The sequence below is a fragment of the Moorena sp. SIO3E8 genome (assembly GCF_010692445.1).
Lineage (GTDB): Bacteria > Cyanobacteriota > Cyanobacteriia > Cyanobacteriales > Coleofasciculaceae > Moorena > Moorena bouillonii.
In genome coordinates, this window is record NZ_JAAHHM010000032.1 from 26,012 (window position 1) to 38,106 (window position 12,095).

At 42.4% G+C, this 12,095-nt stretch carries 13 protein-coding genes; 7 read left to right on the forward strand and 6 right to left on the reverse strand.

Annotated elements, in window-relative coordinates; genetic code table 11:
• Positions 1–16 precede the first annotated feature (16 nt).
• Positions 17–655, reverse strand: a complete 639-nt coding sequence (locus F6K46_RS16095; RefSeq protein WP_293047157.1) for a restriction endonuclease subunit R — start codon at positions 653–655, stop codon at positions 17–19.
• A 22-nt stretch (positions 656–677) separates the two neighbouring features.
• Between F6K46_RS16095 and F6K46_RS16100 the strand changes: the two genes are divergently transcribed.
• Entirely contained in the window at positions 678–842 is a 165-nt protein-coding gene (locus tag F6K46_RS16100; protein WP_293047159.1) for a hypothetical protein, read from the forward strand.
• Here the strand turns inward: F6K46_RS16100 and F6K46_RS16105 are convergent.
• The gene (locus F6K46_RS16105) at positions 805–2,292 is read right to left on the reverse strand and encodes a Gldg family protein (protein ID WP_366664707.1); all 1,488 of its coding nucleotides are present in this window, start codon (positions 2,290–2,292) and stop codon (positions 805–807) included. The two genes, F6K46_RS16100 and F6K46_RS16105, sit on opposite strands and share 38 nt — an antisense overlap.
• 927 nt (positions 2,293–3,219) lie before the next feature.
• Here F6K46_RS16105 and F6K46_RS16110 point away from each other — a divergent pair.
• Complete coding sequence (locus F6K46_RS16110; RefSeq protein WP_293053505.1) at positions 3,220–5,136, forward strand: serine/threonine-protein kinase; 1,917 nt, start codon at positions 3,220–3,222, stop codon at positions 5,134–5,136.
• Here the strand turns inward: F6K46_RS16110 and F6K46_RS16115 are convergent.
• The 4 genes from F6K46_RS16115 to F6K46_RS16130 all read right to left on the reverse strand — a co-directional run bounded on the left by F6K46_RS16115 (position 5,129) and on the right by F6K46_RS16130 (position 8,771).
• Positions 5,129–6,049 carry a pyridoxamine 5'-phosphate oxidase family protein gene (locus tag F6K46_RS16115; protein ID WP_293053508.1) on the reverse strand — a complete coding sequence of 307 codons (921 nt, stop codon included), beginning with the start codon at positions 6,047–6,049 and terminating at the stop codon, positions 5,129–5,131. The two genes, F6K46_RS16110 and F6K46_RS16115, sit on opposite strands and share 8 nt — an antisense overlap.
• Positions 6,050–6,448: 399 nt before the next feature.
• Positions 6,449–7,249, reverse strand: coding sequence for an ABC transporter permease (locus F6K46_RS16120; protein ID WP_293053605.1), 801 nt, complete (start codon positions 7,247–7,249; stop codon positions 6,449–6,451).
• A 214-nt stretch (positions 7,250–7,463) separates the two neighbouring features.
• Positions 7,464–7,733, reverse strand: coding sequence for a hypothetical protein (locus F6K46_RS16125; protein WP_293053511.1), 270 nt, complete (start codon positions 7,731–7,733; stop codon positions 7,464–7,466).
• A gap of 9 nt (positions 7,734–7,742) precedes the next feature.
• Complete coding sequence (locus F6K46_RS16130) at positions 7,743–8,771, reverse strand: ABC transporter ATP-binding protein (protein ID WP_070392662.1); 1,029 nt, start codon at positions 8,769–8,771, stop codon at positions 7,743–7,745.
• A 167-nt stretch (positions 8,772–8,938) separates the two neighbouring features.
• Here F6K46_RS16130 and F6K46_RS16135 point away from each other — a divergent pair, with 167 nt between their 5' ends.
• The 5 genes from F6K46_RS16135 to F6K46_RS16155 all read left to right on the forward strand — a co-directional run bounded on the left by F6K46_RS16135 (position 8,939) and on the right by F6K46_RS16155 (position 11,870).
• The gene (locus F6K46_RS16135; RefSeq protein ID WP_293053514.1) at positions 8,939–9,562 is read left to right on the forward strand and encodes a DUF1565 domain-containing protein; all 624 of its coding nucleotides are present in this window, start codon (positions 8,939–8,941) and stop codon (positions 9,560–9,562) included.
• 79 nt (positions 9,563–9,641) lie between these two features.
• Positions 9,642–10,040, forward strand: coding sequence for an S-layer homology domain-containing protein (locus F6K46_RS16140; protein ID WP_293053517.1), 399 nt, complete (start codon positions 9,642–9,644; stop codon positions 10,038–10,040).
• A complete protein-coding gene (locus F6K46_RS16145) occupies positions 10,037–10,480 on the forward strand; it encodes an S-layer homology domain-containing protein (protein WP_293053520.1) in 444 nt (147 codons plus the stop codon). Before F6K46_RS16140 ends, F6K46_RS16145 begins: the two co-directional genes overlap by 4 nt.
• On the forward strand, positions 10,398–10,787 hold the full coding sequence (locus F6K46_RS16150; protein ID WP_293053607.1) for an S-layer homology domain-containing protein: 390 nt from the start codon (positions 10,398–10,400) through the stop codon (positions 10,785–10,787). The genes F6K46_RS16145 and F6K46_RS16150 overlap by 83 nt, the downstream gene beginning before the upstream one ends.
• Positions 10,788–11,057: 270 nt before the next feature.
• On the forward strand, positions 11,058–11,870 hold the full coding sequence (locus F6K46_RS16155; RefSeq protein WP_293053523.1) for a hypothetical protein: 813 nt from the start codon (positions 11,058–11,060) through the stop codon (positions 11,868–11,870).
• The last annotated feature ends 225 nt before the right edge of the window (positions 11,871–12,095 follow it).

The following is a 12,095-nucleotide window of genomic DNA, read 5'->3' on the forward strand; positions in this document are numbered from 1 at the left end:
CCGTTTAAGTTGAGAGTTAATCTAGAAGCGCTATAGCTTTAATAACTTGTAGTAATTTAATCGATGACTCCGATTCCATCAGGTTTAATACTGGCATCAACTGATAAATCGGAGGATTGCCAGCTTGGATATAAATAAACTGATAAATGTATCCGTTAGTCGATAGTCCCCAAACTGAGTCTTGATGGTCTAAACTCTTATAGGCATAGGTCAGTAATTGAGGTAACCCAACGGATACGTCAGCACTACTGTTTTTGGTTTCGATAACTAAGACCCAAAACGATACTTTATCTACTGTCTGTTGAGCTTTGTTAATTGCTAGAATATCTAGTCTGCCAGTAATTTTGGTATCCTGGTCTTGAATATCAATATCAGAAATCCCTTCTTCCAAGGAAATCTTTATTGGAGAGCGATAGAAGCCAGCTAATCGCAGTAAGGGAAAAACAGTTAGGGCTTTTACCAGTCCTTCAGATACTTTACCGGCGATTAAGTAATTATCAAAATCAGTCCGAATTTGTTCCAACTCCCGTTGCTCAAATTCAGTGATAGTGTCTAGGGATAACCGGGAAGTTAATGAACTATTGTATTGCCGTTGAAAGCCAAAGGTATGATGCACATCTTCTAGAGATAGGTGACTAGCTTGTATAATTGTCATAAGTTTATAGGATTATGATAGGTTGATAGGGATCCGTGTAGGAATTGTAAAAATTATTGATCCCATATTCCCTACTCCCTACTCCCTACTCCCTATTCCCTGTTCCCTGTTCCCTACTCCCTTTCCTATAGTTATATCAGTTATCAATACTAACGGCGTTGCCACCATACCAACCCAGCTGTGGTAAACCCGACTAAGGGCATAAGTAACAGGGCAGTCCAACCCAGTAACTCAGCCTGGATTGCTGTTAGGTTAATCCGTCGATTGTTTTGTTCTTTAGGGCGGATAGATAGGACTTGATCATCTTGCTTGCTTAACCAGCTAATGGTGTTGAGAAAAACATCACCATTTAATTGCTGATCAAACCAACCATTGGTGGCAAAAGTAGAGTTACCATAGACTACTAGACGAGATGAAGAGGTCTTTTTGTTACCATCCTCTTGAGGAGTAGCTTGATCAATCCCTTCCGCTTGGCGGCTTAAGGCTACACCTAGGATTAACGGACCAGGGCGATCGCTTTCTGGATTCAATTCCAGTGGCTGCTGTTTAGGATTGCTCTCAGCCCAAGTTCTGTCATTGGTAATTAGCAGAGGAGTCTCCTGGATACCATCTACTGGGGTAATTAAGAGCGATCGCGCCCAGGGATAAAAGGAAAATCCGTCGGCAAATTCCGTGGTAATGGGATGATTCCCATAGCTGGTGACCATGGGAGTTGCTGCACCAAGCACTAAGGAACGTTCTGGAGCAGACGGGTCAATCACTAACCTACTGTCTAGCTTAATTCCCCAGTCTTTGAGAAAGCTATCCAATTCAGGATTAGTATCAGGGTCGAGCATCAATAGTAAGCTACCACCCTTGGATAGATAGTTACGTAACCCTTTGACTTCTTTTTCTAATAATGGTCGCATCGGACCTGCACTAACCACGATTGATGCATCGGCTGGAACCTCTGAGCGTTCAGCTAGGTTAAGGGGTTGAACCGTAAAATTTTTATCCTCTAGAACACGTACTGCCTCAGATAATCCCCCTTCTACTTCTGCTAAGGATTTTTCTCCGTGACCTTGGAGGAAGTAAACCCTAACCGAAATTTCCCGAGTCAGGGTTTCGATACCACTAGTAAGACTAGCTTCTGACAGAGGTTGGGTATCATTAACAGCTTGCAATAATTGTTGCTTGTCTTTATATTGTAGATAAACTTCTCCGATAGACTGAACACCAAATTTCTGAGCTAGTGCTGGTTTTAGCTGAGGGTCAACAAACTGAAATTCAAAGTTTGACCCATACCGACGAAAGTTCTCTAACAACTCTCGGTCATCTGGATTGGGTTGTGGATTAAAGATCCAAACCTTAAGGGGCTGTCGTAAATTTTGCACCACTTGCTGGGACTGGGGTGACAGAGTATATAACTTATTTTCTGTGAAATCGATCCGTTGGGTATAGCGCACCCCTAAAAAGTTAATCAGCCCCAAAATCACTAACATAGCTACGGTAGAAATAATAGCATTGGTTCCGACTTGGGTAGAACGGCTTTGCCAGAATTTCGGAGCCAACTGGGCTAAAAATACTAGCCCCACAAGACTAATGACAATACCAGCAATCAGTAACCCTAATGCGTCTGGGGACCATTTTTCAGTCATAATCCTGACAGTGATTCCCGCCATGGTCAGTAGTGGCCCGAGCCAGAAAAGGTAAAGGAGATACTTCTTGGTTTTGCTTGTCTTCATCTCAAACCTCACGGCAGCTGCAACTATCATTACTGATTGTAAGCATTCAGCTTAACCTGCTAGGTATTACCCATTAGGCTTAGGCGTTAGGCTAATGGGGGTTTGACAGGGTAATCCTGGGTTCCCGTAGCGGCTCTTTGAGAGCATCCCTTTGAGAGCATCCCATCGAACTTCACCGGCTAATCCTGGGTTCCCGTAGCGGCTCTTTAAGAGCATCCCATGGAAATTAAGACGGTAGTAATGTGATCCCGTAGCGGCTCTTTGAGAGCATCCCATGGAACTTAAGAGGGTAATCATAGAACATCTATAGAGTGGAAAAATAAAATAACTAATTTTCATCAGTCATAATTATTTAGCTATCAAATAATTATTTAGCTATCAGGTATCAGCACTCAGCACTCAGTAATCAGCACTCAGTATCGGGAGCCCTGTAGGAATTGTGATAATTTTTGATGCCATATTCCTTACTCCCTGTTCCCTATTCCCTATTCCCTTTGCTATAGTCATTCCACACATCCAGCCACATAGTTGGGTGAATAAATTTGTGAATAAATTGGTGGATAAGTTTACACTATTTTTATCCATAAAAAGATTATCCTTCATAGTTTTTTTGTAAACTTTGTATAAAGGCTTTGGTTGAATATAAAGTTTGTATAAACTTCCTGGGGGCCACAAGTGATCCACAATACTTACCAGCTCTAGCTTTCAGGTCACTATCAACCCAAACTCTACATAGACTTGGGCTTTCAATTACTTAAAACTCAATCCGTTATTCTTTTGTTGAAGTTGGAGTAATATAAAGCGTATACATTTTGTAACTGATGCACAAACCTACATTCGATGAGTGAATTTCCTGATTTTTATAACTATGGCTACCAAGTCAAAAAACAATTAGGTCACAACTATCACAGTGGTCGAGTAACTTATCAAGCCATCCATCTTAAAACTAAGCAAAAAGTTGTAATCAAGCTGTTTCAATTTGCTCAATATAACAGTAGCTGGCATGGTTACCAATCCATTGAAAGTGAGATTAAGGTACTAAAACAGTTACACCATCCTAGGATTCCTCGCTATCTTGACTCCTTTGCTCCTGAGGGTGGTGTTTGTTTGGTACAGGAGTACAAAAACGCTCAACCTTTGTCTGCATACCCAAGCTTTACACCAGAGCAAATCCAGCAAATTGCCGTTCAAATGCTCGAAATTTTGGATTATATACAACATTTTTATAATCCGATAATTCACCGAGACATTAAACCAGAAAATGTTTTGTTAGATTACAAAATGCGGGTTTACTTAATTGATTTTGGGTTAGCAAAACTTGCCTATGGTTCAATTAATGGAAGTACTACGATGGCTGGCACAGCTGGATTTATGCCACCAGAACAATTATATAATCACACCCTCAATAAAGCATCAGATATTTATAGTTTAGGAGTGACACTTGTTTGTTTGGTTACCGGAATTAAAACGGCAGAAATTAGTAATTTAATTGATTTAAGCAATCATCGTATAAAATTCAAGCATTTAGCTTCAGGTTATAGCAAAGAATTTCTTAACTACCTAGACAAAATGGTAGAACCGGACCCTAAAAAGCGTCTTGCCAATCTAGAACGTATTTTTAAATCGGTTCCATCACCAGAGCCAATTCAAAGAAAACTACTAGCAGAGTTTAGCAATAAACTCAAAGTAAATAACCTGAATAAACGACTAAAGTATGCTATAGTTACTGTAATCATTTTAGGATTAGGTGTTACCTATGGATTAAACCAAGTTGAGCAACTATTAGTAAGTAAAATCCAACAGCACTTGAGCGATGGAGACTATGAAAAATGTATTAACTTAGCTCAAGATGTTCCAGATTTTTTGAGCATCAATGAAAAATCGATATGCCTCTTAAATGACTGTTCTGTCGCACAACTAAATAAAGCAACTAAACTAGTAGACAATCCCCAACTTATCTATAAAGCAATTACTGAAGCTAAAAAAATACCGACTGAGAGTAATAGTTACCAAGAAGCACAAACGTTAATTACTCAATGGAAAGAATGGCAAAGTGATCAAAATTTAATTCAAAAAGCTCAACAAGACCTAAAGAAACATAAATGGCAACAAGCCAAAGCAATGGCAGCACAGGTTAACGCTGAACGTTTCCAGCAGCAAGCAATCCAAATTATTAATGCTGCTGAAACCAAACTAAAAGCTGCTGAATTAGAAAGACTAGCTGCTGAATTAGAAATACAAGGAGAAAACCTGATCCTCAAGGCAAATCACTATGCTAATCAGCGACAGTATAGTCAAGCAATATCCATCGCCAAACGGATTCATAACGCTACGCCATCTTATCAAGAAGCACAACGATTAATTGCTGAATGGAAAAGCCAAATTCCTCAAGTTTTTAGAAATTATTGGTCATCCCCACAAGTTAATGGCGCTCGCTTCGTCGTCGATAAAATAGAAAAGTGGAAAAATGGCCAATTAAAAATTTATTTTAAAGCTTATAATTACACTAATAAAGATAGCCGATTTTCCGATTTTATCGCCGTTGATAATTTAGGAAATAATTATAGAGGTTATTCAGGTTCTAGTTGGGATGGAACAGTGATGCCTTCTAGGATACCAACTAAAGGTTCTATCACCTTAAAACAACCACTAGATCCTAATGCCTCAGTGATTACACTTAGTTTTCGACGTGTTTATACTTATAATCCACTAATTAGACTAATCACTCTCAAAACAAAAGGAATAAGAGTTAAGTAGTAAGACTCTCCTTCTTAACAGCAGGATTAGCGGGAGAATACTCTCCAAAGCGCCAGCGTATAGGGCTAGCATTAGTTGTATCTAAGACCTGCTCAATATGAAACTCCACTAACCGTTGTGCTCCTGGAACGGTAGTGAATCGTGACTGATCCCAAATCACCTCAGCTATTCCTGTTAGTTGTAAGGTATTACCTCGCTCAAAATCGATGAACAGCAGACCAGCATGGGGATTCACTGTCAGGTTACCTAGGGTTTGAAACATATTATTGCCAGCATAATCAGGAAACACTAGCTGATTATCACTGATCACCTGGATAAATCCTGGATATCCACCCCGATGAGAGGCATCTGCCCCAGTTTCTGGATTAAAACTGGCAATGAAAAAGGTATCAGATTGGGTAATCCAGTCTTGCTCGGTTGTGGTCAAAGCCTCAAAGCTGCGAATTTCAGGCTCCCTTGACTCAGGGGTATCAGTCTCTAGATGACGCAGCTGGATGTATTTGGGACAGTTGAAAAATACCTCAGTGGTCTGCATCACAATCTGCCCTTTGCCTTCTACTCTAGCCAAGCCATTCATCCGCAAGCGTTTACGGGTAGTCAGGTCAATCACCAGAAGTCCCAGTACTCCATTTTGCACCAAGTTTTCGTACAAGGGATCCCCATCGATAGGGATACAGTTAATCTCGACAGTTTGATTATCGAAAACTTGGACAAAACCAGGTTGACCAGTCAGCAATGATGCCCAAACTAAGCCATTGGTATCCACACTACTAGCGATCGCTAATTGTTGAGTTGTCAGGAGCATCTGAGCAGCAGGTTTGATCACGGGAGTAATCATCGAGCTGAGTTTCTCAGCTTCTTCGGTTACCCCAGCCCGAGTTTGAACAGCAATCTCTCCAGTGTGAAAGCTCATAATCTACTCCTTTGGGGATAGTGACACAGAACACAGCAGTTTTCTTATACACAGAATTTCTGTATATGTCTGTATCTAATCTGTCTGTCTCTAAACTAGAAAACTGTCCAGATTTGGGCTAAAGAAGACTATCACCCAGCACCGGACAGGATACAACCAGTCAGGGGTGTTAGGTCAATAGCTACATATCCCTGAACTTTCTCTAATCTCAGACTACTGGGAAGACAAGAGCAAAATGTCTCAGTTTTTGTCTCAGTTTTGTCTGGTGTTGTTTAACTGACCATGACTGACCTCAGTTCGATGTCAGAAATTGCTTTAAGAAATTGCCAGGTTTTGAGGAAAGCTATCAGCTATCAGCTATCAGCTATCAGTTATCAGTTATCAGCATATGCTTACATACTAAGAACGCTGAAATCTCAATGCATCAATAGACTGAGCAGTTAGAAAAATACCGATAAAGATATAACTCAAAAACAGAATTATACTACTAGTATCCAAAACACCCTGAATCAGATTTTTATAATTTTCCAACAACGATAAATGACCTAAGGCTTCTCCAAGGGGTCCACTAACATTTTTAGCAATCAAATCAATCACCCAAAGTCCCAAAACCAGAGCAAAGGTGAGGATTGCTGACAAAATTGAGCTATCAGTTAGGGAAGAAATGAACATCCCCAGAGAAAGCACCGATGCTGCCAGTAAAATTAATCCGGCGTGGGCGAGTAACGGTAGGACAGGTTGAACCGGGGGATCTGTAGCACTAAATGCGATCGCTTCATAGGCAAGTAAGGGTAGCACCATAAAGCTATAAAATGTCACCACTCCCAAGAGTTTACCCACGGCTACAGCCCAATTCGTTAGTGGAGAAGTTGCCAAAAGCTCCAAAGTCCTGCGTTTGCGTTCCTCAGCATAGAGTCCCATGGACAGAATTGGCAACACAAATAACGACAGTGAACCCATCACTTCCAAGAATTGACGCAAAAATACATAAGCAACATCCACTGGTGGTATCGGTAAACCCAATTGTTCTGCCGTTGCAACTTGGTTAATAATACCCTCTTGATCCAAAAGAATTTCTACAAAAAAGGAGCCAGACAGCCACCAAAATACACCGGCGATAACATAAGCGAATGGTGAAGCAAAATATCCCTGTAATTCTTTCCTAAAAATTGCTAATATATTGCCAATAATTATCATTATTCGTTTAATTATAGAGGGTATTTTTTTTGATTGAAGGTTGAAAGTTAGTTAGTTTAAGGTTGAAAGTTAGTTAGTTTAAGGTTGAAAGTTAGTTAGGTAAGGATTAGTTATTTTAAGGTTACTTAGTTAAGCAGGTAAACAAAATTGATTACACATTATTTCAGAAACCTCAAAGTATGACAATCGTAAGCTATCAGCTATCAGCTATCAGCTATCAGCTATCAGCTATCAGCTTTTGAATAAAACAGGTAACCATTTGTTTAATAGTCACGAAAGTCCCAGGGTCGTTCGCACAGCGTGGCCAAACGCGCCCCGCGTGGCCTTTTGGCCAAGGCCAAAGCCTGTGCCACAAAGCTGACCGCTGACCGCTGACCACTGACCGCTGACGGCTGACGGCTGATGGCTGAATGCTTACTGACAATGCTCTTGGTCGTAGGTAATTAATTATGTGTAGGTGATTAAAGGTTTTCAAAATAACTTTCATCCTTGATGCTTAATCCTTAATCGTTAATCCTTCATCAGATTCCTCAGACTCGTCTAAATCAGACTCCTGTAAATCAGGATCGGGTTGAGGCAGTGGTTTTTCGGTTGTAGTCAGTTTTAAAAACACATCTTCCAGGGTAGCGCGAGTCCGTCGCATTTCGTATATCCCTACACCAGCTCCCACGGTCACAGCTGCAATATCCCGTGCGGGTTCTGCTCCCGGTGCTGATACGATGTGGAATAAAGATCGTCCGCCAGGTAAATTGTGATCATTAACCAGTTCCACCAGGCAAACTCCTGGTATTACTTGTAATAATTTCTGTAACTCCTGTGCATCACCATCTATTTCTAACTCATAACCTGATCCCCCGGTTAACTCCGCCAGTAACTTGTCTGGACTATCTGTTGCTACAATTTTGCCTTCATTGATAATGGCTACCCGGCTACAGGTCATACTCACTTCTGGTAGAATGTGGGTAGATAGGATAATAGTATGGTCACCAGCAAGGCTCTTAATTAAGTTACGGACATCAATAATTTGCCGAGGATCAAGACCGACTGTCGGTTCATCTAGAATGATGGCCGGTGGGTCATGTACAATCGCCTGAGCGATACCCACCCGTTGACGGAAGCCCTTAGAAAGCTTACGGATCAGTAGCTTGGCCTTGCTCGTTATGTTACAGCGCTCCATGGCAGTTTTGACCTTAGTAGTGCGATCGCCTGCAGCAACACCTTTAATACGGGCAACAAAGTGCAAAAATCCTTCAACGGTCATGTCCGGATACAGTGGCGGAAATTCCGGTAAATAACCAATTCGGCGTCGTACTGCCATAGAATTTTCATGAACATCATAATTAGCAATTCGGGCAGTACCATGGGTTGCTGGTAAATAGCCTGCCAAAATTCGCATGGTAGTGGTTTTCCCTGCACCATTCGGTCCAAGGAAGCCTAGGATTTCTCCTGGTTCAACCCTGAAAGTAACATTCTCTATCGCTGGGGTGGTGCCATAGATTTTGCTTAGATGCTCTACTTCTATCATAGTCTTAAGTATTACGTGTTAAGTATTAGGTATTAAATATTACCTGTTAAGTATCACTTGTTATAGGTAAAGTTTTAATTTTTAAGTGTTAATTCTTAAATATTAAGTAGTAATTATTAATTACTAGGTGTTAAAAATTACCTGTTAATTGCCATTTACTGACTAATATGGTTAAATCTATTATTCACGTTAACCCAGTCACTGGTAAGGATAGCGATACTGGTGATACTGTTCCGTTTAAAACCTTGACTAAGGCACTTTCTATGGCTACTGCTGGAACTACCATTCACTTAGCCGCTGGTACCTATAATGCTGCTAGGGTCGAAGTTTTTCCCCTAGTGATTCCTAAAGTAGTGATGGTTGTCGGCAATAAACCGACCAAGGGTAAGGATATTGTGATTTCGGGCAGTGGGAACTATGTCAGCCCTACGTTTAATCGTCAAAATATTACCATCCGTGACTCGGCAGCACCGTTAATAGCAGATAATAAAATACTCGGTAACCCAGCTGGAATCGTTTTGATGCGTCAGGTGCAACCGGTATTGCGTCGTAATTTGATTGAGAACAATACTCATGGTGGTTTAGTGGTTAATGGTAGGGCTAGACCAGAGAATGGTAATTCTCAAGACCCAGCGGGTAATATCCTGCGGAATAATGGTAAGGCTGATATCCAAAATAGCAGCTGTGTCAGGTTAGTTTCCCTGGGCAATCAGCTCAATCGATCTAGAATTGAGGGTCCGGTAGAGTTGCGTTCATCTCAAGTTCCAGTCCGGCAGACTGGTTCATTTTAATTCAGTGATTTGACAGGTCATTGGGCAAGCCAGTTTATTGGAGAATTAGTGATCACAGGCCTAGTTAGTGGCTTTGGAGATGGCACATTCAAGCCAGAAGCCAACCTCACGCTTAGCACAGTATGCAGCAATTATTGCCAAAACATTTGAAAGCCCACGGCAGGTGGGTAAAGGTAGAGGGGAGTTTGTGGATTCGAGCTCCAAATTTTGGGCATCACAAGTAATTCGGAAAGCAGCAGTTATGGGTTTTATTTCCGGATTCCCCGATCGCACATTTCGCCCCCAGCAAAATCTGACCAGAGTGCAAGGTCTGGTATCCCTAGTCAAGGGTTTGGGGTTAACAGGTGGTGAGTCTAGCGAACTCGGGTTTTATCGCGATCGCGTTCAGATTCCCAGCTATGCTACCCAAGCGGTAGCCACAGCAACTCAAAGACAAATGGTAGTAATTATCCCGAACCCCATCAGCTCAATCCCATGAGGCCGATTACTCGTGCTGAGGTGGTAGCATTAATTTACCAGGCATTGGTAGCAAAAGGCTCTGCAGATGCGATTGGCCGTAGGCCACACTACGCGATCGCATCTCCTTATATTGTTAACCCTAACCCTGACATTACCTCATTTACCGATATACCTGGACACTGGGCAGAAGGTTTTATTCGCCGCCTCGGTAGTCTAAACCTGATTAGTGGCTTTGCGGATGGCAGCTTTCAACCAGATGCCCCTCTAACTCGGGCTGAGTGCGCTGCCCTACTGGTAAAAGTGTTTGACCCCAATCCAATCGGTCCAGCTACCCAATTTATTGATGTCCCCCTGAATTTCACCGGCATTACCAGCTATCAACCAATCCTATCGTGGTGGTTTTCTCTCTGGATACCCCGACCAAACCTTCCATCCTCAGCAGACCTTGCGCCGTGTTGATTTGATTGCCTCTCTAGTCAATGGGCTGTCTTTAGCCAAAACTCTAGGGAAGTCAGTTAAAGACTCTTCTGAGATTTCTAAAATCTATGAAGATTGGAAGGATATTCCTGCTTATGCTACCGAAGCAGTTGCATACGCTACCATCGCGAAAATTGTCGTTAACCACCCCAACCCAACCCTGTTGCATCCCAAGCGGGAAGCAAAGCGAGCTGATGCGATTGCATTTATCTATCAGGCCTTGGTGAAGACAGGACGTGTCACTGAGTTCAACTCACCGTATAGTGTTGTCATGAGTCATGAGTCCTGATTTCAGTGACCAAGCAACTCACTACTAAAACTAGTTGCAAGTTGCAGGTTGTAGGTTACAGGTTGCAGGTTGTAGGTTGCAGGTTGTAGGTTACAGGTTGCAGGTTGCAGGTTGCAGGTTGCAGGTTGCAGGTTGCAGGTTGCAGGTTGCAGGATATAGGTTATATTCCCAAGCGACGTTGCCAGAAGCCTCTGTGGGTCCATAATGTGCCACATGTGCGACCTTTCCACCTGGAATCGTACCACCTTCCCACCTTGAATCCTTTTACCCATGACCAATGACTCAGATTTAGCCATTGCCTATGCCCTTGCCTTGCTCAGTCACTATGGGTTTGAGCTCAGGGGTTACACTGTAGAAGAATTAGTCAATCTATGGCTTGAGAACTATCCTGCCAATTGGGTGCGTCTAGCGGTGATTGAGGCTCTTTATCAAGGGCGTTACAAAGCGATATCTGTAGAGCAAATTTTGACAGTCTGGTTACGACGAGGACAACCTATATATCGCTTTAATCATGAGTTTGAGCGGATGGTTTGTCGTAAATTTCCCCAAAATTTAACCGCTCCCGTCGATAGTACATCCGCAACCGAGAGCTTAGAACTAAGTTTACAGTGGGTAGAGAATGTTGCTGAAACCTCTGTAGGTACTAGTTCTTATGAAACTACACCAGAGCAAGGCATGGTTGAGTCAAAGACACTCCAAGCAGCACCAACAGGGCAACAGGACACTTCCCCTGAAGCCAAGACCATATCATCCAAAATACCTGAAAAATCAGTCAAGCCCAGAGAAAGCTTCCCAAAGCCTCTGAGCAAAGCCCGTGCTAGTCCTATCTACAATGTAGATTGGTCAAGTTATGAGCTTAACAAGAAGCCAATTAACCAATTTCATCCACCACCAGACTCTTCAGATGTTTACCTTAAGCTCAAGGCAGTTGTCCTGCACCAAGACTCTGGTACAGTCACAGCTATGGTAGTCGATCAGCAAGTCAGTGATTCAGCTTCCAGTGCCTTGGAAGATCAGGAGGTCGAAAGTAGGTCAGAGCCAGAGAGTCCTTCCCAGGCCACTGTTAACCTGGATCAAAGTTAACCATCCCACGATTAATCCCCGTGGGATGATTGGCCGTAGGCCACGCTACGCGATTGACCTACGGTCACGCGGGGCGCGATTGACCTACGGTCACGCGGGGCGCGTTTGGCCGTAGGCCACGCGGGGCGCGTTCGGAGCTAATCATACCAAATCCTCGCTGATCCCCCTATGGCATACCCCATTGTGATTAAATTATTTTTTATAAACTTTCATCAAACTATCCAG